We start from the raw sequence: 23,384 nt of genomic DNA, 5'->3' as shown, positions 1-23,384 counted from the left end.
AAGTCTCTTGACGTCGAGATACTTGAGGGTCAAGCTGGAGGCATGGCCGACCCCACCTGGGACCCCACCCAGTACCTGCGGCACGCGGGACACCGCGCCCGCCCCTTCGCCGACCTCCTCGCCCGGATCCCCGACCTCCCCGGCGACCCGCCGCGCATCGCCGACCTCGGCTGCGGCCCCGGCAACCTCACCGCGCTGCTCGCCGCCCGCTGGCCCACCGCCCACGTCACCGGCTACGACAACTCCCCGGAGATGCTCCAGCGGGCCCGCGCCGAGCACGCGGACGCCGACCGCCTCACCTTCGCCCACGCCGACGTGCGCACCTGGGAGCCCGGTGAGCCGTACGACCTGATCTTCAGCAACGCCACGCTCCAGTGGGTCCCCGGTCACGCGGACCGCTTCGCCGACTGGATCGCCGGGCTGGTGCCCCGCGGCACTTTCGCCTTCCAGGTCCCCGGCAACTTCGACGCCCCCAGCCACCGCCTGATGCGGGAGCTGGCCGCGTCCCCGCGCTGGCGGGACCGCCTGGCGGACACCCTGCGCCACGACGAGGCCGTCCTCACCCCCGAGGCCTACCTTGAACGCCTCACCGGCCTCGGCTGCGCGGCCGACGTCTGGGAGACCACGTACATCCATCTCCTGACGGGCGAGGACCCGGTCCTCGACTGGGTGAAGGGCACCGGCCTGCGCCCCGTCCTCACGGCCCTCGCCGACGACCCGGAGGCCGCGCAGGCCTTCGAGGACGAGTACCGAGCCGCCCTCCGCGAGGCCTATCCGACAGGCGACCACGGCACGCCGTTCCCCTTCCGGCGCGTCTTCGCCGTCGCCCGCCGGGAGACCTGGTGATCACCGCCGTGGACCACGTCCAGCTCGCCGCCCCACCCGACTGCGAGGACCGGCTGCGCGCCTACTACGTGGGCGTCCTCGGCATGACCGAGATCCCCAAGCCACCGGCGCTCGCCGCACGCGGCGGCTGCTGGTTCCGGGCGGGGGCCGTACAGCTGCACCTCGGCATGGAGCCCGACTTCCGCCCCGCCCGCAAGGCCCACCCGGGCCTGCGGATCACCGACATCGACTCGTACGCCGCCCGCCTGACGGCCCACGGCGCCACCGTCACCTGGGACGACGACCTCCCGGGCCACCGCCGCTTCTACTCGTACGACCCGGTCGGCAACCGCCTGGAGTTCCTCGAACCGCTCTGAGCCACGTCCCGAAGGGGCGCGGGGAACAGCGCGACCCGCCACGACGGCGCCGCAGAGGAGTACGACCCGATGCGGAGCGCTCAGCTCTTGCGATGCCCGATCAACCGCGGCTTCGGCTCCAGCCCGTCCAGGCCGTGCCAGGCCAGGTTCACCAGGTGCGCCGCCACCTCGGCCTTCTTGGGCCGGCGGACCTCCAGCCACCACTGCCCGGTCAGCGCGACCATGCCCACCAGGGCCTGGGCGTACAGGGGGGCGAGCTTGGGGTCGAAGCCGCGGCTCTTGAACTCGCGGCCCAGGATGTCCTCCACCTGGGTGGCGATGTCCGAGATCAGCGAGGCGAAGGAGCCCGTGGACTGGGGGATGGGGGAGTCACGGACCAGGATGCGGAACCCGTCCGTGTACTCCTCGATGTAGTCGAGCAGCGCGAACGCCGCCTGCTCGCACAGCTCGCGCGGGTGTCCCGCCGTCAGGGAGCTGGTCACCATGTCCAGCAGGCGGCGCATCTCACGGTCCACCACGACCGCGTACAGCCCCTCCTTGCCGCCGAAGTGCTCGTACACCACCGGCTTGGACACCCCTGCCTTCGCCGCGATCTCCTCCACCGACGTGCCCTCGAAGCCCTTCGCGGCGAAGAGGGTGCGACCGATCTCCAGCAGCTGCTGGCGACGCTCCGCACCGGTCATACGGGTACGGCGGGTGCGCCGCGGCTTGTCGTTGCTGGAGGTGCTGGAGTCGGTCGCCACGGCGTCAATCATGCCGCCTCGGCGGTCTCCTTCCCTCGTCGGACGCCGCCTTCCCCGGTCTGACGGCGGGAATCGATACGCGAGCGTGACGGCCAGCGCACGTCGTACGCCCACCCGGCGAGCTCGAACCAGCGGATCAGCCGCGCGGAGGAGTCGATCTGCCCGCGCTCCACGCCGTGCCGCGCCGACGTCGGGTCGGCGTGGTGCAGGTTGTGCCAGGACTCACCGCAGGACAGCACCGCCAGCCACCACACGTTGCCCGACCGGTCCCGCGACTTGAACGGCCGCTTGCCCACCGCGTGGCAGATCGAGTTGATCGACCAGGTCACGTGGTGCAGCAGCGCCACCCGGACGAGCGACCCCCAGAAGAACCCGGTGAACGCGCCCCACCAGGACATCGTCACCAGACCGCCGATCAGCGCCGGCAGCGCCAGCGACAGCACCGTCCAGACGATGAACTGCCGGGAGATCGCCCGCAGCGTCGGGTCCTTGATCAGGTCCGGCGCGTACTTCTCCTGCGGGGTGCGCTCCTCGTCGAACATCCAGCCGATGTGCGCCCACCACAGGCCCTTCATCAGGGCCGGGACGGTCTCGCCGTACCGCCAGGGGGAGTGCGGGTCGCCCTCGGCGTCGGAGAACCGGTGGTGCTTGCGATGGTCGGCCACCCAGCGCACCAGGGGGCCCTCGACCGCCATCGACCCGGCGATCGCCAGCGCGATCTTCAGGGGCCGCTTGGCCTTGAACGAACTGTGGGTGAAGTGGCGGTGGAAACCGATCGTGATGCCGTGGCAGCCGAGGAAGTAGAAGAAGACCAGCAGACCCAGGTCCAGCCAGCTCACCCCCCAGCCCCACGCCAGCGGCACGGCCGCGATCAGGGCGAGGAACGGGACGACGATGAAGAGCAGGAGCGCGACCTGCTCGAGAGAACCCTTCCGGTCGCCGCCGAGCGTGGCGGTCGGCAGAGGTGCGGTGGAGGTCTGGGAGGTCGACTTCGGGGCGTCGTCGATCACATCGGAGCTCGTGGTCATGGGTGCGTCCCCTGGGGGGTCGTGGGTTGAGACAGGTGCCGGTGGGTAGCGACAACCGGGAACGACTCGGCCGAGCCCTCCCTACGGTTCCGTAACCTACGGCGTCGTAAGTATGGCAGCGCGTCGCCCGGCGGCAAGAGCCCGTGAGCCTGCGCGTCCCGGCCGACACCTATCCTGGAGTCGGTCGGACAGCGCGGTCCGCTCTGATTCCTTCCCCGGAAGTCCGGCCCGTAATGCGGCACACCGCCGTGCGACGGTCGCCGGGTTCCCTCCCAGACGAGCTTCAGACGAGCTTCAACACTGCAAGGAGCCGCACCTGTGAGCAGTGCCGACGACCAGACCACGACGACCAGCACTGAGCTGCGCGCCGACATCCGCCGGCTGGGCGACCTACTCGGAGAGACGCTCGTCCGCCAGGAGGGCCCTGAGCTGCTGGAACTCGTCGAGAAGGTGCGCCGCCTCACCCGCGAGGACGGCGAGGCCGCCGCCGAGCTGCTGCGTGGCACCGAACTGGAGACCGCGGCCAAGCTGGTCCGCGCCTTCTCCACCTACTTCCACCTGGCCAACGTCACCGAGCAGGTGCACCGGGGCCGGGAGCTGCGTGCCCGGCGGGCCGCCGAGGGCGGACTGCTGTCCCGTACCGCCGACCGGCTGAAGGACGCCGATCCGGAGCACCTGAGGCAGACCGTCCGCCACCTCAATGTTCGTCCGGTGTTCACGGCCCACCCCACGGAGGCCGCCCGCCGTTCGGTCCTCAACAAGCTCCGGCGCATCGCCAAGCTCCTGGAGACCCCGGTCCTCGACTCCGACCGCCGCCGCCACGACACCCGGCTGGCCGAGAACATCGACCTCGTCTGGCAGACCGACGAGCTGCGCGTCGTCCGCCCCGAACCGGCCGACGAGGCCCGCAACGCGATCTACTACCTCGACGAGCTGCACGCCGGCGCCGTCGGCGACGTCCTGGAGGACCTGACGGCGGAACTGGAGCGCGTCGGCGTCAAGCTCCCCGACGACACCCGCCCCGTCACCTTCGGCACCTGGATCGGCGGCGACCGCGACGGCAACCCCAACGTGACCCCCGAGGTCACCTGGGAGGTGCTGATCCTCCAGCACGAGCACGGCATCAACGACGCCCTGGAGATGATCGACGAACTCCGCGGCTTCCTGTCGAACTCCATCCGCTACACCGGAGCCACCGAGGAGCTCCTGGAGTCCCTCCGGGCCGACCTGGAACGCCTGCCCGAGATCAGCCCCCGCTACAAGCGGCTGAACGCGGAAGAGCCCTACCGCCTCAAGGCCACCTGCATCCGGCAGAAGCTGGAGAACACCAAGCAGCGCCTCGCCAAGGGCACCCCGCACCAGGCCGGCCGCGACTACCTCGGCACCGGCGAGCTGCTCCACGACCTCAAGCTGATCCAGAGCTCCCTGCGCGAGCACCGCGGCGGCCTGTTCGCCGACGGCCGCCTGGACCGCACCATCCGCACGCTGGCCGCCTTCGGCCTCCAGCTCGCCACCATGGACGTACGCGAACACGCGGACGCCCACCACCACGCCCTCGGGCAGCTGTTCGACCGGCTCGGCGAGGAGTCCTGGCGGTACGCCGACATGCCGCGCGACTACCGCACGAAGCTCCTCGCCAAGGAACTCCGCTCGCGCCGCCCGCTCGCCCCGACCCCCGCCCCCGTCGACGCGGCCGGCGCCAAGACCCTCGGCGTCTTCGAGACGGTCAAGCGGGCCCTGGAGGTCTTCGGGCCCGAGGTCATCGAGTCGTACATCATCTCGATGTGCCAGGGCGCCGACGACGTCTTCGCCGCCGCCGTCCTCGCCCGCGAGGCGGGCCTGATCGACCTGCACGCCGGCTGGGCGAAGATCGGCATCGTGCCGCTGCTGGAGACCACCGACGAGCTCAAGGCCGCCGACACCATCCTGGAGGACATGCTCTCCGACCCGTCCTACCGGCGTCTCGTCGCGCTCCGGGGCGACGTCCAGGAGGTCATGCTCGGCTACTCCGACTCCTCCAAGTTCGGCGGCATCACCACGTCCCAGTGGGAGATCCACCGCGCGCAGCGGCGGCTGCGCGACGTCGCCCACCGCTACGGCGTACGGCTGCGGTTGTTCCACGGCCGCGGCGGCACCGTCGGCCGCGGCGGCGGCCCCACCCACGACGCGATCCTCGCCCAGCCCTGGGGAACCCTGGAGGGCGAGATCAAGGTGACCGAGCAGGGCGAGGTCATCTCCGACAAGTACCTGATCCCGTCCCTGGCCCGGGAGAACCTGGAGCTGACCGTCGCGGCGACCCTCCAGGCCTCCGCCCTGCACACCGCGCCCCGCCAGTCCGTGGAGGCCCTCGCCCGCTGGGACGCCGCCATGGACGTGGTGAGCGACGCGGCGCACGCGGCGTACCGCAGGCTGGTGGAGGACCCGGACCTGCCGGCGTACTTCTTCGCCTCCACCCCCGTCGACCAGCTCGCCGACCTGCACCTGGGTTCGAGGCCTTCGAGGAGGCCCGACTCCGGTGCCGGCCTCGACGGACTGCGGGCCATCCCGTGGGTGTTCGGCTGGACCCAGTCCCGGCAGATCGTCCCCGGCTGGTTCGGCGTCGGCTCCGGCCTCAAGGCGCTGCGCGAGGCGGGCCTGGACACCGTGCTCGACGAGATGTACGGGCAGTGGCACTTCTTCCGCAACTTCGTCTCCAACGTCGAGATGACGCTGGCCAAGACCGACCTGCGGATCGCCGGCCACTACGTCGACACCCTCGTGCCGGACGAGCTGAAGCACGTCTTCGACACCATCCGCGCCGAGCACGCCCTCACCGTCGCCGAGATCCTCCGGGTCACCGGCGAGGACGAACTCCTCGACGCCCAGCCGGTGCTGAAGCAGACCTTCACCATCCGCGACGCCTACCTGGACCCGATCTCCTACCTCCAGGTCGCCCTCCTCAAGCGGCAGCGCGACGCCGCGGCGGCGGGCACCGAGCCGGACCCGCTGCTCGCGCGGGCCCTGTTGCTGACCGTCAACGGCGTGGCCGCGGGTCTGCGCAACACCGGCTGACGGCCCCCGGACACGACGGTGCCCCCGCGCTGTGCACCAGCACGGGGGCATCGCCGTTGTTCGAGCCGCTGCCTGCCCTGCGGCCGTCAGTCCTGGGCGGCCCTGCGACGCCGGAAGACCAGGTAACCGCCCGTGGCGAGCAGCGCGGCGGCGGCGCCGGACAGCAGGCCGACGGGCGCGCCGTTGCCGGTCTCCGCGAGGTCGCCCTCGCCGCTGCCGCCCTGCGCGGACGGGGACGAGGACGCGGCGGGAGCGGCACCCTCCTGCGACGCGCCCGGGGACGCGGCCGGAGCCTCGGTGGCGCCGGCCGTCTGCGACGGCGTGCCGGACGGCGTCGTACCGGTCTCCTCGCCCTCCTCGGAGTCCTCGCAGTCCGTCCAGAACACCTTGTGCTTGGCCGAGCCGTGCTCGCCGTCGAAGTTCCAGAACAGCTTGTAGTGCCCGTCGGGCAACGACAGGTCCGCCGTACGGCCGTGGCCTTCGCCGTCCAGGGCGATGGCGCCGGACTTCACCGTCTCGCCCTTGGTCGCGGCGGTCGGGGCCCAGGCCTCGATGTGCCAGTCCACCTGCTGGCCGCCGTCGAAACCGAAGGCGTCCAGGTAGAAGGTGCAGACGTGCGGCTCGTTCTTGCGGAGCTCCTCGCCGGTGGTGGCGTCGTGGATCTTGACGGTGCCGTTGTCGCCGGGGGCGGTGGCGTGTGCGGCGGCTGGGGAGACCAGCAGGGCAGCCGCGGCGACGGCGGACAGTGCGCCGGCGCGAGTGAGGGTTCGCATGAGGTTGTCCATCTTCGGGATACGAAAGGGGAAGATGTGGAGGGGGCGGTCCATCATTCTGCCAGTCCCGGCAACGGAACAAGCACGAACAGGCAACGCACAGGCTCTCCACGGATGCGGGGAGCGACGATACGACGTCAGAGAGCCGCGAACGCCGCCGTGACGAGGGCGACCCCGGCCCCCGCCATGACCCACGCGGCCCGCGTCCGCCGCAGCCCGCCCGCGATCACCACCGACGCGAGCAGCAGCGCCCCGCCCAGCGGCACCCAGGAGTAGAGCACCCCCGCAGGACCCGAACGGACGACCTCCCTGCCGCCCGGCTTCACCACAACGGTGTACGTCTGCCCCTCACGCACCGCCGCGGAGTTCTCGATCACCACCCGCGCACGGGCCTGCGACCCCGCGGAGACCGGCGTGTACGGACCCGCGCACGTGTCGTCCCCGCAGCCGGTCACCCTGATCGTCCCGCTCTCCCGCCCCTTGGTGAGCATCACGTACTGGGCGGAACTCCAGGACGCCCACACCCCCGCGACGAGGATCAGCGCCGCGACGAGTCCCATCGCCGCGAGCCGCCCGAACCGCAGCGCGGTGGACGCGCCCTGTCTGGAGACGACGGCAGAAGGCATGGCCGCGATCCTTGGCCATGCCTGCACGGCCAGTCAACCGAGGTGGGGGACAAGTCAGGAGTTGTACGAACTCTGCGCCCGCTCCAGCCCCTCGGCCAGCAGACACTCCACCGCGTCCGCCGCCCGGTCCACGAAGTAGTCCAGCTCCTTGCGCTCCGCGGACGCGAAGTCCTTCAGCACGTAGTCGGCGACCTGCATACGCCCCGGAGGCCGCCCGATCCCGAACCGCAGCCGGTGGTAGTCCCGGCCCATCGCCTTCGTCATCGACTTCAGCCCGTTGTGCCCGTTGTCCCCACCACCGAGCTTCAGGCGCAGCGTGCCGTAGTCGATGTCCAACTCGTCATGGATCGCGACGATCTGCGCGACCGGCACCTTGTAGAAGTCACGCAGCGCGTTCACCGGGCCGCCGGAGAGGTTCATGTACGACATCGGCTTCGCCAGGACCACCCGGCGGCTCGCCGGCCCCGGCGGACCGATCCGGCCCTCGACGACCTGCGCCTGCGCCTTGCCCGCCCGCTTGAACCTGCCCCCGATGCGCTCCGCGAGCAGATCGGCCACCATGAAACCCACGTTGTGCCGGTTCATCGCGTACTCGGGCCCGGGATTGCCCAGCCCCACGATCAGCCAGGGGGCGCCCGCGTCGGTCGTCACGTCCATGTCTCCTTGATACGCGCCAGCCGCTGCCCCCACAGGGAACAGCGGCTGACGTCAACGACAAAGGTGAGGATCAGGCCTCGGCGGAAGCCTCTTCGGCACCGGCCTCGCCGGCCGCCTCGCCCTCCGGGGCCTCCTCGGCCTGCGCGGCCAGCACCTGGAGCACCACCGCGTCCTCCTCCACGGCCAGGGTGACGCCGTTCGGCAGCTTCACGTCCTTGGCGTGGACCGAGGCACCGGCCTCCAGACCCTCCACGGACACGGTGAAGTTCTCCGGGATGTGGGTGGCCTCGGCCTCGACCGGCAGCGCGTTCAGCACGTGCTCCAGCAGGTTGCCGCCCGGCGCCAGCTCGCCCTCGGCGACGACCGGAACCTCGACGGTGACCTTCTCGCCCCGCTTGACCAGCAGCAGGTCGACGTGCTCCAGGAAGCCCTTCAGCGGGTCACGCTGCACGGACTTCGGGATCGCCAGCTCGTTGGACTCGCCGTCGATGTCCAGCGCGATCAGGACGTTCGGCGTACGCAGCGCCAGCAGCAGGTCGTGACCCGGGAAGGTCAGGTGCAGCGGGTCGGAACCGTGGCCGTACAGGACACCCGGAACCTTGTTGTCGCGGCGGATACGGCGGGCGGCACCCTTGCCGAACTCCTTGCGCGTCTCGGCGGTGAGCTTCACCTCGGACATGTTGATCACTCCTCGTGAACATCAGGAACGGACGTGGTCACCCGGCCACGAACGGCCTGCTACGAAGAGCGCGTCGATAACGGACCGCCGTACCCCGTCCCAGAACGGACCACGGCCTCCCTCGCCGAGCAACTGCAACAGAATACTCGGGTGGGGAGGCCGTGGAGAAATCGACCTTGAGCGCCCTCCGGGCGCGGACGACCAACCGTGCGCGCTAGTGCCGCGACAGGCAACGTTCACCCCGTCGCGACGCCCGGCACGCCCTCTCGCCGCACCGGTCGGAAGCCCAAGTACATCCCGTACGAGGGCTTCCGGCCGGCACGCCGAGAGCACGCACCGGACGCCGCTCCTTGCCGGGCAAACGTTGCCTGCCGCGGCACCAGCGGCTCACTGCTCGTCGAACAGGCTCGTCACCGAACCGTCCTCGAACACCTCACGCACCGCGCGCGCGATCGTCGGCGCGATCGACAGCACCGTGATCTTGTCCATGTCCCCGGCCAGCTCACCCGGCGTCGGCAGCGTGTTCGTGAACACGAACTCGCTCACCCGCGAGTTCTTCAGCCGGTCCGCCGCCGGACCCGACAGCACACCGTGCGTCGCCGTCACGATCACGTCCTCCGCCCCGTGCGCGAACAGCGCGTCGGCGGCGGCACAAATGGTCCCACCCGTGTCGATCATGTCGTCGACCAGGACACACACCCGGCCCTTGACCTCACCCACGACCTCGTGGACCGTCACCTGGTTCGCGACGTCCTTGTCCCGCCGCTTGTGCACGATCGCCAGCGGCGCGCCCAGCCGGTCGCACCAGCGGTCGGCGACCCGCACCCGGCCGGCGTCCGGCGAGACGACCGTCAGCTTCTCGCGGTCCACCTTCTTGCCCACGTAGTCCGCCAGCAGCGGCAGCGCGAACAGGTGGTCCACCGGGCCGTCGAAGAAGCCCTGGATCTGGTCCGTGTGCAGGTCCACGGTCAGGATCCGGTCCGCACCGGCCGTCTTCATCATGTCCGCGATCAGACGCGCCGAAATCGGTTCACGACCCCGGTGCTTCTTGTCCTGCCGCGCGTAACCGTAGAAGGGCACGATGACCGTGATGGAACGCGCCGACGCCCGCTTCAGAGCGTCGATCATGATCAGCTGCTCCATGATCCACTTGTTGATCGGAGCCGTGTGGCTCTGGATCAGGAAGCAGTCCGCACCACGCGCCGACTCCTGATACCGCACATAGATCTCGCCGTTCGCGAAGTCGAAGGCCTTGGTCGGGACGACCCCGACACCCAGCTGGTGGGCGACCTCCTCGGCAAGCTCGGGGTGGGCGCGGCCGGAGAAGAACATCAACTTCTTCTCGCCGGTCGTCTTGATCCCGGTCACAGCACTGTCTCCTCAGAGGTGTCTCAGCTGGATGTCGACACGACGTCCGAACTGGCCGAAAGACGTCGTCTCAGCTGGTGGGGTGCGGGTGTGCACTTATCACGGTACGCCGTCCCAGACGCACCTGTTTCCGGTCAGCCTTCGCCTTCCGGCTCCCGGGACGCCGCCTCGGCCGCCTTCGCGGCCGCGCTCCCCGGACGCTTCCGAGCCACCCAACCCTCGATATTCCGCTGCTGACCACGGGCCACGGCCAGCGAACCGGGCGGCACATCCTTCGTGATCACGGACCCGGCGGCCGTGTAGGCGCCGTCCCCGATCGTGACAGGCGCCACAAACATGTTGTCCGAACCCGTTTTGCAGTGCGACCCGACGGTCGTGTGGTGCTTCTTCTCCCCGTCGTAGTTCACGAAGACACTCGCCGCACCGATGTTCGAGTAGTCACCGATGGTCGCGTCACCGACATACGACAGGTGCGGCACCTTCGTGCCCTCCCCGATCGAGGCGTTCTTCGTCTCGACGTACGTCCCGATCTTGCCCTTCCGCCCCAGACGCGTCCCCGGACGCAGATACGCGTACGGCCCCACCGTCGCCTCCGGCCCGACCTCCGCCCCGTCGGACACCGTGTTGTCCACCCGCGCACCCGCACCCACCCGGGTGTCCCTCAGCCGGCAGTTCGGACCGACCTCCGACCCCCCGCCGAGATGCGTCGAACCCTGCAACAGCGTGTTCGGATGCACGACGACGTCCTGCTCGAACGTCACCGACACATCGACCCACGTCGAAGCGGGGTCGACCACGGTCACACCCGCCAGCATCGCTTCGGTCAGCAGCCGGTCGTTCAGGATCCGGCGCGCCTCGGCGAGCTGCACACGGTTGTTGATCCCGGCGATCTCACGGTGGTCACCGGCCACCGAAGCACCGACACGATGCCCGGCCGCACGGAGAATCCCGAGCACGTCCGTCAGATACTCCTCGCCCTGACTGTTGTCCGTACGGACCTTCCCCAGAGCCTCCGCCAGCAGCCGCCCGTCGAACGCGAACACCCCCGAGTTGATCTCCCGGATCGCGCGCTGCTCCTCACTGGCGTCCTTGTGCTCGACGATCGCCGTCACCGCACCCGAGGCCGGGTCCCGCACGATCCGCCCGTACCCGGTCGCGTCCGGCACCTCGGCGGTCAGCACGGTCACGGCGTTGCCGTCCTCCGAGTGCGTCCGGGCCAGGTCGCGCAGCGTCTCACCGGTCAGCAGGGGCGTGTCGCCGCACACCACGACCACGGTCCCGTCGACACCGCCGCCCAGCTCCTCCAGGCCCATGCGCACGGCGTGACCCGTGCCGTTCTGCTGCGCCTGGACGGCGGTGCGCACCTCGGGGGCGACCTCGGCGAGATGAGCGGTGACCTGCTCCCGGGCGTGCCCGACGACCACGACGAGATGCTCCGGCTTCAACTCATCGGCGGCGGCGAGCACATGGCCCACCAGGGAACGGCCGCAGATCTCGTGCAGGACCTTGGGTGTGGCCGACTTCATACGGGTGCCCTCACCCGCTGCGAGTACGACGACGGCTGCCGGGCGAATGGCGCTCACAGGATGCCCTTCGGCTGTGGACGGGGTGTGGACAACCGCAGGATACCGGGGTGGGTGTGGGGGCAGATGAGAGCGGGCCCTGACAGAGTTGTCAGGGCCCGAATTGGGTGCCGTGCTCCCGGGGGAGGACTCGAACCCCCATGATCAGAACCAAAATCTGACGTCTTGCCCTTAGACGACCCGGGATTGCCGCTATGTCCGATTCCGCAGATCGGGTGCGGTGGCAGCCCCTACTATGCCGTACCACCAGCCTTCGATGCGACGGTACAAGTCGGCTCCGTCCCTTACGTCCACTCGGAGGCACCCGTGGTAGTCGCCCCCGGTGTTCTTTCGGTTGGTGCGGGGGTTGTGCTTCTTGAGTCTCGTCTTCAGGAGTTCGGTGGGCTCAATTCCCACATGGCTCGCCCAGAACGCCTCGGCGGCCGTCACGTCGGCCGTCTCGTGGATGTGCACCGCGAATCCCAGGTTCGCGGGGTCCACGTGGAGCAAGCGCAACCAGGCCAGGAAGACCGTGATCATGTCCGGGTCGCTGTTCACGAAGGTGATGCGCTCTCGTCGGCTGTACGGCTTGCTCTTCGCTCCCTCGGCCCAGTAGAGCCCGACGCCGACCAGAAAGAGTTCGCGGTCGGTCAATTGATCGATCTCCGCCATGGCCAGCTGCCTGGTGCGCCGGCGTTCCTCCTCGCGCAGGCGCATCTTGGCTTCCCAGCCGCGCTTCGCGATGGCCGAGGCCTCCGCGCGGGTTCGCCTCGGTCGCTCCGGCCTCGGCAGATCCCGCACCCACAGTGAGATCGAACTCCTCGAGCACCCCAGCTCCGCCTCGATCCGGTCGTAGGTCCAGCCCTGGAGGCGCAGTTCGCGTGCCTTGGCGCGCAGGTCGTCCTTCGCTCGGGGACGTTTCGTCCAGGCCGGGGGAGGTTCGCCCTTCACCAGCTGGTTGAGGACGTCGTTGTTGTAGATCTTCAGCTCGTCGCGGATCTGCCGGAGGCTGAGTCCTGCCCGCCGCAGGGCCACCGCCCGCTCCCGGAGCCCCTCGAAGTCCGCGTACTTGCCAGGTGAATGTGCCATATGGATACCGTCCGGACGGAATGAGTGGTTCCGGAGGTGAACGGCCGTGGTTCAGCAGTTCGAGGGTTTCCGGGCGGTTTCGTCGCTGTTCGGCTACGCAGTGTGGTGTGGCCAAGTCGTCGAAACTCGCCGGAAAAGCGAAGGCCACCGCCCGTAGGCTGGAGGCATGACCACGACGGGGGAAGAGCGCGCCGAGGCCCTGACCGGGCCGTGGTGGTGGGCCAGATGGCGCAGTGCGGTGCTCGACGGGACGCTCGCGCTGCTGTCCGCGATCGAGTGCGGCGTCGAGGGGGTGCCGTTCGCGCGGGACGCCGGGCTTCCGGTGGCGGTGGGGGTGGTCTTCGGTGTCCTCGCCGGTTCGACGCTGCTGTTGCGCCGGATGTGGCCGATCGCCGTCGTCCTGGTGTCGATCGCGATCTCCCCGGCGCAGATGGGTTTCCTGCTGACCGTCGTCGGCCTGTACACCCTCGCCGCCTCGGAGCTGCCGCGCCGGATCATCGCGGCGCTGGCGGGGATGTCGCTGGTGGGCACGCTGGTGGTGACGTTCGTACGGGCGCAGCAGGACATGACGCGCGGGGAGGTCGGCGTCGGGGAGTGGTTCGTCCCGTTCATCTCCATCACCGCTTCGCTCGGCGTGACCGCGCCTCCGTTGCTGCTCGGGCTGTATGTGGGTGCTCGGCGCCGACTGATGGAGAGCCTTCGGGAGCGGGCGGACAGCCTGGAGCGGGAGCTCCAGTTGCTCGCGGAGCGTGCGGAGGAGCGGGCCGAGTGGGCCCGTAACGAGGAGCGGACGCGGATCGCGCGGGAGATGCACGACGTCGTCGCGCACCGGGTGAGCCTGATGGTGGTGCACGCCGCGGCGTTGCAGGCCGTGGCGCGCAAGGATCCCGAGAAGGCCGTGCGGAACGCGGCGCTGGTCGGGGACATGGGGCGGCAGGCGTTGACCGAGTTGCGGGAGATGCTGGGGGTGCTGCGCAGCGGGGACGACGATCGCGCGGGGCGGGGTGAGCAGGCGTCGGTGCCGTTGGCGGCGGTGGGGGCGGCCGCGGCGGCGGCGGCTTCGCGGGCGGTTGTGGACGAGGAGGGCGCGGTGGAGGGGCCGTGCCTGTCCGAGCTGGACGAGTTGATCGGGCAGTCGGCCGCCGCGGGGATGGTGGTCCAGTTGTCGGTCGAGGGGGAGGCGCGGGCGTACGCGCCGGCGGTGGAGCAGACGGCGTACCGCGTGGTGCAGGAGGCGCTGACCAACGTCCACAAGCATGCGGCGGGGGCGAAGACGCATGTGCGGTTGGCGCATCGGCTGTCGGAGATCGCGATGCAGGTGGAGAACGAGCCGCCGCCGGAGGTGTCCTTCGCGTCGTCGGCCCGGTTGCCTTCGGGGGGCAACGGGCTGGTCGGGATGCGGGAGCGGGTCGTCGGGCTGGGCGGGGTGTTCGTGTCCGGGCCGACGGACGCGGGGGGTTTTCGGGTGTCGGCGGTGATTCCGGCGTCGTAGGCCCGGTCGGTGGGTGCGGTCGGTGACTTGTGCGGGGTTCGGCTGCCGGGTGTGTCCGGTGCCCTTGGCCGGTGTACGGCCGGGGGCGGTGGTCGAGGGGCGGTGGGTCAGCCGGCGGTCAGGCGTACTGGTTCCCTGCCGGAGACCAGGCCGGCGAGGGCCCTGTCGATGTCGGGGCCGAGGTACCAGTCGCCGGTGTGGTCGAGGGCGTACACGCGGCCTTCGCTGTCGATGGCGAGGAGTGCCTGGGTGTCGGGTTCGACGCCGAGGGGGCTGACCTCGGTGTCGAGGGCGCGGCCGAGGTCGCCGAGGGTGCGGGCCATGTGGAGGCCGTGCAGCGGGTCGATGTGGAGGCTCGCGGGGGCGATCTGGCGGCCGGGGCCGGCCGGGGTGATGTGCAGGCCGCCGAACTCGGCCCACGCCTCGACCGCGGCGGGGAAGACGGCGTGCCGGTGGCCGGCGGGTGAGATGTGGTCGCGCAGGGCGTCGGCCCAGATCTCGGCCTGTTTGATGTCCCAGCGTCCGGGCTGCCAGCCGGCGGCGCGCAGGGCGGCGTCGACGGGGACGGCGAAGCGGGTGGTCGAGGTGCGGTCGGTGTGCATCTGCCCTTCGTTCGTCGTGCGTGTGTGCGTACCCGTGCAGAGGTACGTCTCGCGTCTGTCGTGTGTTCGCGTTTGTCGTGTGTGTCGTGTGTTCGCGCCGCGGGGGTTGTTCGCGTCGTGGAGTTTTCCTGTGGCGGTCAGTCCTCGGCTGTCGCGGGGTCGACGACGCGGACGCCGAAGTGCGCGCTGAGGGCGGTGCAGGCGCGGCACGGGGCGGCGAAGCTGCCGTGCAGGGGGTCACCGTCCTCGCGGATGCGGCGGGTGGTGAGTTTGGCCTGCTTGAGGGCCTTGCGCGCCTCGCCGTTGGTCATGGGCTTGCGGGCCGCGCGTTTGCTGCGGGCGGCGTCGGCGGCTGCGATGTGCCGGGAGATGAGGATGGCTTCGGCGCAGCGGCCGGTGAAGCGGTCGCGTTGTGCGCTGGTGAGGGTGTCGAGGAAGTCCTGGACGAGGTGGTGCAGCGCCGGAGGCTGGTCGCCGCGGGCGGCGGTGCCGGTGAGGGTGGCGCCGCGGACGGAGAGGGCGGCGGCGACCGTCGGCAGTATGCCGTCGCGGCGGTGGCGGAGGGTGGGCGCGGGGCGGGTCTCGGTGGCGCTCCAGCCGACACGCGGGTCGCCGGACGTACCGGGGTGTGGTCCTGTTTGCGTCGCGTTCATGATCGTATTTCCCCTCCCGTGCATCCCCCCCCTGGACGACACAGAGTGCCAAATGCCGTGGCCGGTGTGGAAGCTGGGGCGCCGCGACACGCCCGGGACCGGGCAGGCCGTCACGGTGAGGTGACGGCTGGTCACCGTGGGCGGAGCGGGTGTTTCCGGTGCTGTGACGTGTGCCGGTGACCGGTTTCGTCGTACCGCATAGGCTGTCGGCACCATGAGGCGCGGTCAACGCGTTGGAGACAGTCGATACGGGGCGTAGCGGGCCAAGGGGTTACCGGAGTTCGCTACGGGCCGTACCAGAGTGCCGCAGGGGGCAACCGCCATGACGACAGGTCGGCTCGGGCTGGGGGCACCTCCCGGCCGCCAGGCCGGGGGACAAGCCGCGCCGCCGAACGCGGCCTACGCCGGGCAGGTCGTGCACTTCCCGGATCCGGTCCGGGCGGCCCGTCACCCAAGAGGGGTACGGGTCGACGAGCGCGGCTACCCCGACTTCTCGCCCTACGCGCGTGCGGCCGCCGACATCGCCGAACCGCCGGCGGGTTTCGGTGTCGACGAGTTGCGGCTGACGGACTACGTGTCGGCGAACGCGGCGCTGTCGGCGTCCGGGCACGAGCTGTGGGACACGGTGGCGCCGGTGGCCACCCCGCACGGGTGGACGTGGCACCACGTGGCGGGCACGCGGCGGCTGGAGTTGGTGCCGGTCGAGGTCAAGGCCTTGCTGCGGCACCACGGTGGGATCGCCACGGCCGCGGTGGACCAGGCGAAGCGGGGGACGAGGCCGCTGCAGGAGACGCGGCCGGCGCATGTCGGGTTGCCGAAGTCGGGGCTGGCGGTGACGGAGGCGCAGGTGCAGGGGGTCGAGGAGGACCTCGGGTACCGGCTGCCGGGTGCGTACCGCTCGTTCCTGAAGGCGGCCGGTGGCTGTGCGCCTGTCGGGACCGCGCTGGACGCGGAGTTGGGGCTGCTCATCGACCAGCCGTTCTTCACGGTGCGCGACGAGGCGGCGGTCAACGACCTGGTGTACGTGAACAAGTGCCTGCGTGACCATCTCACCAAGGACTACCTGGGAGTCGCCTTCGTGCAGGGCGGTCTGGTGGCGGTGAAGGTGAAGGGTGAGCGGATCGGTTCGGTGTGGTTCTGCGCCTACGACGACGTGCGGGACGTCGATCCGTCGTGGGCGCCGGCGGAGCGGGTGGAGCGACTGCTGCTGCCGTGCGGGGAGGACTTCGACGTCTTCCTGTCGCGGTTGGCGGGGTCGCCGCCCGAGCTGGAGACGGTGGCGAACCTGATGGTGGACGGCGGTTTCGCGCGGGCGGTCGACGTCTCGTCCTCGGTGTCCGCGGGGGAGTGAGCTGACGATGGTGACGTTCGCGCAGGCGCAGGAGCGCGCGGAAGAGTGGATCAACGGGGATGTGCCGTCGTACCAGCACCGTGAGGTGCGGGTGCGGGAGTTCGAGCTCGGGTTCGTCGTGTGGGCCGAGGACCGCGCGGACGGGCCGCGTTCGGACGGCGGCGCGCAGCGGCTGGTGATCGCACGGGACAGCGGGGAGGCCACGTTGTGGCCGTCGCTGCCGGTGGGGGAGGTCGTTCGACGGTACGAGGAGGAGTACGGGCGTCCGGAGGCGGTTCCCGAGCAGGTGTCCGCGCCCGCGGAGCGGGTGGATCTGAACCAGACGTCGTTCTTGCTGAGTCCGCCGGAGTGGTTGCAGGAAGCGGCCGACAGGTTGGGGATTTCGGACCGGCGTGGTGGGGGGTCGGCGGCCGGGGGTGGCGGTACCGGGGCTGTTGCTGCTTCTGGCTCTGACTCTGCTTCTGGTGCTGGTGTCGGTGGTTCGGGTGATTGGCCTGCTGCTGCCGGGAGTGGTGTCGGTGGCGGGTCCGGCGCGTCCGGGGCACCGGGTGCGCCCGCGGGGGCGACTCCGTGGGCCGGGACGGACACCAACGCGGACGCGGGTGAGGACCGTTCCGTGCCCCTGCCCGCGACGGTGTTCGCCCCGCCGTTGAGCGAGGCCGACGAGGAGGAGTCGCGGGTGGCGCCTCCCGAGGCGCAGACGGCGTTGATGTCGGGGGGCAGCCGGCTGCCGCCCACGGCGATCGCGCCGGTGGTCGACCAGGCCGGTGCGCCGGGCGCGGGTGCCGTGCCGGGAGGCGCGTCGACGGGCGGCACGCCTGCGCAGGCGCCGCTCGCGCCGACGTACGGCTATCCGCAGGGGGTGGGTGGTCCGGGCGGCGAGGCGGCTCCGGGGACGCCGACGCCTCCGGCGGGTGCGGCGACGCCTCCGTCTGGTGCGGGTATGGCGACGCCTCCGCCGGGGCCGGGTACGCCGCCGCCGGGTGTGCCTGGTGCGCCTGGTGCGCCTGGTGTGCCGCAGCCCTCGGCCGTGCCCCAGCCGCCTGCCGCGCCCCAGCCGCCGGCTGGTCCGGGGCGGCCGCTCGCTCCGAACGCCGGGGACATCGCCGACGCCGCTACGAGCAAGGCGGCGCCTCCGCCGCGTCGTGCGCACGGTGGGGACGCGACGCCGCCCCCGCCACCGGGCGCTCCGGGCACGCCGGGTGCGCGCCCGGGGAGCACGCCTCCGCCGCCCGGCACGCCGGGTGCGCCGGGATCGCAGGGTGCGTCGGCGGGGGCTTACGTGCCCACGCAGCTCGTGTCGGCCCTCGGGCCCGACGGTCCCGGGGGGCCCGAGGGCGGTCCGGGCGTGCCGCAGGCGCCGGGTGCCCCGACTCCGCCCGGGCCTCCAACCCCGCCGGGGACTCCCGGCGGGCCGGGTACGCCTCCCGGCGGCGTCCACCATGCCGCCACGATGTTGGCCGACCCTGGGCAGACGGGGCCGGGCCGGCGCGCACCGCAGCCACCGGGCGCGCCGGGTGCCCAGGGCTCCGCAGGGGGCGCGCATGGCGCCGTACACCACGCGGAGACGATGCTGGCCGGGCCGCCCGTGGGCGCCCCCGGGACGCCTCCGCCGCCGCAGGCTCCCGGCGCTCCGGGTGCCCCCGGTACGCCTCCGGGCGTGCCGCACCCGATGCCTCACGCGCCGGGCGCCGTCCAGCCGCATCCCGGTCCTTTGGCGCCCGGCCCGCAGTCGGTGCCGGGGCAGCCGGTTCCCGGTCAGCCCCCGGCGTACGGCTACCCGCAGCAGGTTCAGCCGACCGTCGGCCCGGGCTACCAGGCCGTACTGCGCTACCGTGCGCAGGACGGCTCCGAGCAGCAGCTGATCCGGCGTTCGGCGCCGGGAACGCCGCACCCGGAGTGGCAGATCTTCCATGAGCTGCGGGCCATGAACGTGCCGCCGGACCAGGTGCTGGAGCTGCACACCGAGTTGGAGTCGTGCGAGCTGCCGGGGGCCTACTGCGCGCGGATGATCCGCGAGCAGTGGCCGCAGGCGCGGATCACGAGCATCGCGCCGTACGGCACGGACCACGCGAGCCGCCAGCAGGGGATGGGGCAACTGCTCGTTCATCAGGGCGAGTTGCATCAGGTGGCGGACGGTCCCGCGCGGCCCGCGCCGGTGCGGGCGCCATTGCCTCCGGTGCAGCCGGCGCCGCCGCTTCCGCCGGAGGGTGTGGCGCAGGAGCTGGCGGGGGCGTTCGGGCCGGGCGTGTTCCGGTTCGAGCAGGCGGCGGTGTCCCGGCAGGGCGTGCCGCCGGTCGTGGCGCACACCCTGGTGGTGGCCGGACTGCCGCTGGACATGGGGCCGTTCTTCTGGGCGCAGGCCCAGCCGGGGCGGCCGGTGCCGACGCTTGCCGAGCTGGCGCAGGAGCGGGGGGTGCAGCCGGCGTCGGACGCGGGGTCGTACCTCGTCATGGGCAGCGACTTCGGCAAGGCGATCTGTGTGCAGTACGGCACGGCGCACATCGTGGCCGTCCCGGTGGAGGCCGGGCCGGGTGGTGCGCCGGTGCCGCCGCAGTTCGTGAACACCGGGCTGCCGGAGTTCGTGCGCTGCCTGGCGCTGCTGGGCCGGATGTGGCGTCTGCGGTTCGGCCTGAACCAGGAGCAGGCGGGCCGCTGGACCGTCGACTTCCAGGCGCAATTGGCCTCGCTCGACCCGGCGGCGCTGGGTTCTCCGGAGAGCTGGTGGTCGGTGCTGCTGGAGCAGATGTGGGACGGACTGCTGTGACCCGTACGTCGTGATGACGCGGTGTCGGTCTGATGCGGTGTCGGTCTGACGTGCTGTCGCTCTGACGCGCCGGCATTGGCGGCGGGAGGGGTCGGGTTCGGTCGGTTGGCCGGGCCCGGCCCCTCTGCTGTCCGGAAGTCCCGAATGCGCATGCGGAGTGTCGGTTTATGACCATTTCTGCGCGATACATCAAACTATGCGCTAAATCGACGTCGCTCGAGGGGTTCCGGCATGAGCAGCGCATCCGTGTCGTCGCATGGCTTCGTGACAGTCCGGGGGCGCGGTTACCGCCCCGAACAGGTCGATGCGTATGCCGAGGCGTTGTCCGAGGACCGTGACGCCGCCTGGGAACGAGCCGCCCGCCTCACCGTCCTCGCCAGGGAGATGGAGGAGGAGGTCGAGGAACTGCGGGAGGTGGTGGCCGACCTTCCGCCGCAGACGTACGAGGCGCTCGGGGAGGGCGCGGGGCGCCTCTTCCAGTTGGCGCGGGAGGAAGCCGCGGCGGTACGGGAGCGCGCGCGGCGCGAGGCGCACCAGGGGCTCTCGCAGGCCGAGGCGTACGCCGACAGCGTGCGCCGGAAGGCGCAGGAGGAGGCGGACGCGCTCCTGTCGGAGGCCGACGAACGCGCCCGTCACCGGCTGCTCGCGGCGCGCGCCGAGGCGGACGAGATCCGCGTCACTGCCCGGCGCGAGGTGAAGGAGGGCCGCGCGGAGGTGCTTTCCGCCCTGCGCGAGGTACGGCAGCGCACCGCCGCCATGCTGGCCGACCTGGAGAAGGAGCACGCCGAGCGCTGGGCCGCGGCGGAACGCGAGGCCGTGGAGGGCGCGGCCGCCCTGGAGGCGCTGATCGCCGAACGTGCGGCGCGCGCGGAGGCAGCGCTGGCCGAGGCGCAGCGGGACCTCGCGGACGTCGAGCAGTCCGTCGGAGGCCTGCAGGAGCAGGCGCGTGCGCGTGCCGCCGAGGTGCTGGCGGAGGCACGGAAGCGGGCGGAGCACATCGCGCGCGAGACGGAACGGGTGCTGCGCGAGCACGGCGAGCGCCGGCAGGACGTACAGGCGCACATGGACCACGTACGCAGCAGCCTGGCGGCCCTGACGGGCGGGCGGGCACCGGCGGAGTAGAACCCACGGCGCCTGACGGGACCCGAGGAGCCTGGTGAAGCCGACGGCGCACGGTGAACCCCGTAGGTGCCTCCCGGCCTCGACGGCGCCTGGCGGACCCCGAGGTGCTTCGTGAAACCGGCGGTGCCCGGTAGGTGCCTCGTGAAACCGGCGGTGCCCGGCGGGTGCCGTTGTCCTGCGGCCGGCCGGCAGGGTCCACGAACGATTGTCCGGGCGTCGGGTGTCGGGTGTCGGCGCCCGGTCGTCCAAGTGCCGACGGAGGCCGCGGCGCCCCGGCTCCCGCGGTCACCCGCGCGAGGTCCCCTGCCGCCCGCCGGCCGGGAAACGGGCTCGGGCCGGTCCGCATCCGACCTCCGCCCCAGCCCGCGCCGGGTCGCCCCGCTCCGACCCGGCCCGCCGGGGCCCAGCCCCGGCCTCACCCGCGTCCGCCTCACTCCTTCCTCCGCACCGCCCCCGCCAGGATCCACCCCTCCACGGCCTCGTACTGGCGCCGCTGTTCCTCCGCCTTGCGTCGGCCGGACACCATCGTCCCCAGCCATCCGCAGGCGAAGCCCATGGGGATGGACACCAGGCCCGTCGTCGTGAACGGGAAGTACGTGAAGTCGGCCTCGGGGTAGGCGGAGACGGGTGAACCGGAGACCAGGTTGGTGCCCGGCATCAGGATCAGGACCGCGAGGGAGCCGCCGATGAGGGTGCTCAGCAGGCCCGTTCGGGTGTAGCGGCGCCAGAACAGGCCGTAGACCAGGGCGGGCGCGACGGCCGAGGCGCCGAGGCAGAAGGACAGGGTCACCAGGGGTTGCAGGCTCCGGTGCTGGACCATCGTGGCCAGCAGGATCGTCGGGATGCCGACCACGACGGCGGAAAGGCGGGCCAGCGTCATCTCGCGGCGGGCGGACAGATCCTGGACGCGGCCGGCGAAGACGTCGTGGGCGAGGGAGTTGGCGCAGGCGAGGATCATGCCCCCGACCGAGGCGAGGACCGTCAGGAAGACCGCCGTCGTGACCGCCGTGAACAGGAACGTCTCGCCGGTCGTGATCTCCGGCCCGAGTGCCGCCTGGGAGCCGAGCAGGTAGGCGGAGTTGCCCTGCGGGTCCGCGCCGGCGATGGCCTCGCGGCCGATCAGCGCGGTCGCACCGATGCCGACGACCGTGATGATCAGCACGAAGACGGCCACGCTGGACACCGCCCAGGACATCGACCGGCGCACCTGGCGGGCGCTGGACGCGGTGTACATGCGCATGGTGACGTGCGGCAGGCAGGCGGCGCCGAGCACCACGCACAACTCGGCGGTGATCATGTCGAGCCGAGGGAACGGCCCGCCCTCGAACTGCAACCCGGAGTTGAGGTACGCGGCCCCCACCCCGCTGTGCTCCGCTGCTGTGTTGAACAGCGCGACGGGATCCCAGTCGAACTTGCTCAGCACGAGCAGGGCGACGACCGCGCCCGATCCGAGCAGCATGACCATCTTCAGGATCTGGATGAGTGCGGTCCCCTTCATCCCCCCGATCGCGGCGTAACTGATCATCAGGGCGCCCAGTCCGACGATGCAGCCCGTCTCCACCGCCGTCCCGGAGATTCCCAGCAGGAACGCCATCAGCTGTCCGGTGCCCGCGAGCTGGACCAGCATCAGCGGCAGCAGCGCGGCCAGCGTCACCACGCACGCGGTCACCCGCACACACCGCCCCGGCATACGGCGTGCGAAGGCGTCTCCCATCGTGAAACGGCCCGCGTTGCGCAGGGGTTCCGCCAGCAGGAACATCAGCAGCATCAGTGACAGCGCCGTGCTGAGCGCCAGCACGATCCCGTCGTGGCCGTACAGCGCGATCACCCCGCCCGTGCCCAGCACGGTCGCCGCGGAGATGTAGTCGCCCGCGATCGCCAGGCCGTTGCGCATCGGGGACAGGGAGCTGTAGCCGGTGTAGAACTCGTCGAGGTCGTCGCGGTCCGGGCCGGTCATCACGCACAGCAGCAGCGTGATCGTGGCGACGACGGTGAACGCGACCAGCGACATCGTCTCGGCCGACTCGTCGAACCCGGTCACCGCGCGGCCCCCCGCTTGGCGTCCAGCGCGGCATGCCGGCGGATCTGGGCGGCGAGCGGATCGACCCGCACGCGCGCGGTGTGCTCGTACAGCACTATCGCCATCCAGGTGACCGGCAGTTGCGCCAGCGCGAGCAGCAGTCCGGCCGGCAGTCCACCGGCCGCCTCGGCCGTCATCAATCCCGGCGTGAACGCCGACAGCACCAGGAACAGCGTGAAGTACCCGAGCGCGGTGAGCGTCGCCACGCGCCGCTGCCAGCGGTAGGCGCTGCGCAGGACGCGCAGGTCGCTGTGGTGCCCGAGCGGTGCGTGGACCGGTGTACGCCGCGGGGCGTGCCCGGGCTGCGCCTCCGGCTGCCAGGGGTAGGTGGGGTACGTCGCCGACGCCGAGGGGGCACCGGGGGAGGGCGGCGCGAAGAAGGGGTCGGACGGCGGGAAGTAGGGGCTGGACGGTGGCCGGGAAGCGGGCGGGACGTCGGGGGAGGGCGACGCGAAGTAGGGGTCGTACGGCGGTGGGCCGGACGGATGTCGTCGGTACGGCGGGAACGGGTCGTGGGACATCCCGTGCTCCTTGCGTGG

Annotated in this window: 20 protein-coding genes and 1 tRNA gene; 7 read left to right on the top strand and 14 right to left on the bottom strand. The window is 71.4% G+C overall.

Translation table 11 applies throughout. The features are described from left to right. Positions 1-42 precede the first annotated feature (42 nt). Together IPT68_RS15230 and IPT68_RS15225 are read left to right on the top strand one after the other, a co-directional pair. Positions 43-846, top strand: coding sequence for a trans-aconitate 2-methyltransferase (locus IPT68_RS15230; protein WP_189700445.1), 804 nt, complete (start codon positions 43-45; stop codon positions 844-846). Continuing rightward, positions 843-1,202, top strand: a complete 360-nt coding sequence (locus tag IPT68_RS15225; protein ID WP_189700444.1) for a VOC family protein — start codon at positions 843-845, stop codon at positions 1,200-1,202. Before IPT68_RS15230 ends, IPT68_RS15225 begins: the two co-directional genes overlap by 4 nt. Before the next feature lie 80 nt (positions 1,203-1,282). Here IPT68_RS15225 and IPT68_RS15220 read toward each other — a convergent pair whose 3' ends face one another. Together IPT68_RS15220 and IPT68_RS15215 are read right to left on the bottom strand one after the other, a co-directional pair. Further along, a complete protein-coding gene (locus tag IPT68_RS15220) occupies positions 1,283-1,957 on the bottom strand; it encodes a TetR/AcrR family transcriptional regulator (protein WP_189700443.1) in 675 nt (224 codons plus the stop codon). Further along, complete coding sequence (locus IPT68_RS15215) at positions 1,954-2,973, bottom strand: acyl-CoA desaturase (RefSeq protein ID WP_189700442.1); 1,020 nt, start codon at positions 2,971-2,973, stop codon at positions 1,954-1,956. Before IPT68_RS15215 ends, IPT68_RS15220 begins: the two co-directional genes overlap by 4 nt. Before the next feature lie 318 nt (positions 2,974-3,291). Between IPT68_RS15215 and ppc the strand changes: the two genes are divergently transcribed. After that, complete coding sequence (gene ppc, locus IPT68_RS15210) at positions 3,292-6,024, top strand: phosphoenolpyruvate carboxylase (RefSeq protein ID WP_189700441.1); 2,733 nt, start codon at positions 3,292-3,294, stop codon at positions 6,022-6,024. Between the two features lie 86 nt (positions 6,025-6,110). Here ppc and IPT68_RS15205 read toward each other — a convergent pair whose 3' ends face one another. The 8 genes from IPT68_RS15205 to IPT68_RS15170 form a co-directional block, all read right to left on the bottom strand. Continuing rightward, a complete protein-coding gene (locus tag IPT68_RS15205) occupies positions 6,111-6,797 on the bottom strand; it encodes an LPXTG cell wall anchor domain-containing protein (protein WP_189700440.1) in 687 nt (228 codons plus the stop codon). 137 nt (positions 6,798-6,934) lie between these two features. After that, a complete protein-coding gene (locus IPT68_RS15200; RefSeq protein ID WP_189700439.1) occupies positions 6,935-7,423 on the bottom strand; it encodes a hypothetical protein in 489 nt (162 codons plus the stop codon). Positions 7,424-7,477: 54 nt separating this feature from the next. Next, positions 7,478-8,080 carry an aminoacyl-tRNA hydrolase gene (gene pth / locus IPT68_RS15195; protein WP_189700438.1) on the bottom strand — a complete coding sequence of 201 codons (603 nt, stop codon included), beginning with the start codon at positions 8,078-8,080 and terminating at the stop codon, positions 7,478-7,480. A 70-nt stretch (positions 8,081-8,150) separates the two neighbouring features. After that, positions 8,151-8,759 (bottom strand): 50S ribosomal protein L25/general stress protein Ctc, encoded by a 609-nt coding sequence (locus IPT68_RS15190; protein ID WP_189700437.1) that lies wholly within the window; start codon positions 8,757-8,759, stop codon positions 8,151-8,153. Positions 8,760-9,146: 387 nt separating this feature from the next. After that, complete coding sequence (locus IPT68_RS15185; RefSeq protein ID WP_189700436.1) at positions 9,147-10,127, bottom strand: ribose-phosphate diphosphokinase; 981 nt, start codon at positions 10,125-10,127, stop codon at positions 9,147-9,149. Between the two features lie 134 nt (positions 10,128-10,261). Then, positions 10,262-11,710, bottom strand: coding sequence for a bifunctional UDP-N-acetylglucosamine diphosphorylase/glucosamine-1-phosphate N-acetyltransferase GlmU (gene glmU / locus IPT68_RS15180; RefSeq protein WP_189700435.1), 1,449 nt, complete (start codon positions 11,708-11,710; stop codon positions 10,262-10,264). Between the two features lie 115 nt (positions 11,711-11,825). After that, a tRNA-Gln gene (locus tag IPT68_RS15175) sits at positions 11,826-11,896 on the bottom strand. Positions 11,897-11,902: 6 nt separating this feature from the next. Then, positions 11,903-12,778, bottom strand: coding sequence for a hypothetical protein (locus tag IPT68_RS15170; RefSeq protein WP_189700434.1), 876 nt, complete (start codon positions 12,776-12,778; stop codon positions 11,903-11,905). A 166-nt stretch (positions 12,779-12,944) separates the two neighbouring features. On the opposite strand from IPT68_RS15170, the gene IPT68_RS15165 reads away from it, so the two are divergent. Next, the gene (locus IPT68_RS15165; protein ID WP_189700433.1) at positions 12,945-14,270 is read left to right on the top strand and encodes a sensor histidine kinase; all 1,326 of its coding nucleotides are present in this window, start codon (positions 12,945-12,947) and stop codon (positions 14,268-14,270) included. Positions 14,271-14,377: 107 nt separating this feature from the next. Here the strand turns inward: IPT68_RS15165 and IPT68_RS15160 are convergent, their stop codons facing one another. Continuing rightward, complete coding sequence (locus IPT68_RS15160; RefSeq protein ID WP_189700432.1) at positions 14,378-14,872, bottom strand: SUKH-3 domain-containing protein; 495 nt, start codon at positions 14,870-14,872, stop codon at positions 14,378-14,380. A gap of 137 nt (positions 14,873-15,009) precedes the next feature. Next, positions 15,010-15,525, bottom strand: a complete 516-nt coding sequence (locus tag IPT68_RS15155; protein ID WP_189700431.1) for a YwqJ-related putative deaminase — start codon at positions 15,523-15,525, stop codon at positions 15,010-15,012. A gap of 322 nt (positions 15,526-15,847) precedes the next feature. On the opposite strand from IPT68_RS15155, the gene IPT68_RS15150 reads away from it, so the two are divergent. The 3 genes from IPT68_RS15150 to IPT68_RS15140 all read left to right on the top strand — a co-directional run bounded on the left by IPT68_RS15150 (position 15,848) and on the right by IPT68_RS15140 (position 20,765). Beyond that, positions 15,848-16,876, top strand: a complete 1,029-nt coding sequence (locus IPT68_RS15150; RefSeq protein ID WP_189700430.1) for an SMI1/KNR4 family protein — start codon at positions 15,848-15,850, stop codon at positions 16,874-16,876. A gap of 7 nt (positions 16,877-16,883) precedes the next feature. Continuing rightward, positions 16,884-19,643, top strand: coding sequence for an SUKH-4 family immunity protein (locus IPT68_RS15145; RefSeq protein ID WP_189700429.1), 2,760 nt, complete (start codon positions 16,884-16,886; stop codon positions 19,641-19,643). Positions 19,644-19,874: 231 nt separating this feature from the next. After that, positions 19,875-20,765: a cellulose-binding protein gene (locus IPT68_RS15140; protein WP_189700428.1), complete on the top strand. Its 891-nt coding sequence runs from the start codon at positions 19,875-19,877 to the stop codon at positions 20,763-20,765. Between the two features lie 430 nt (positions 20,766-21,195). On the opposite strand, the gene IPT68_RS15135 is transcribed toward IPT68_RS15140, so the two are convergent. Both IPT68_RS15135 and IPT68_RS15130 read right to left on the bottom strand, forming a co-directional pair. After that, on the bottom strand, positions 21,196-22,776 hold the full coding sequence (locus tag IPT68_RS15135) for a sodium/solute symporter (RefSeq protein ID WP_189700492.1): 1,581 nt from the start codon (positions 22,774-22,776) through the stop codon (positions 21,196-21,198). Positions 22,777-22,802: 26 nt separating this feature from the next. After that, positions 22,803-23,366, bottom strand: a complete 564-nt coding sequence (locus IPT68_RS15130) for a DUF485 domain-containing protein (RefSeq protein ID WP_189700427.1) — start codon at positions 23,364-23,366, stop codon at positions 22,803-22,805. Positions 23,367-23,384: the final 18 nt, after the last annotated feature.

It is taken from the genome of Streptomyces chromofuscus, from assembly GCF_015160875.1.
GTDB classification, from domain to species: Bacteria; Actinomycetota; Actinomycetes; order Streptomycetales; family Streptomycetaceae; genus Streptomyces; species Streptomyces chromofuscus.
The sequence above is the reverse complement of the archived record's forward strand: the minus strand, read 5'-3'. Positions and strand labels throughout refer to the sequence as shown.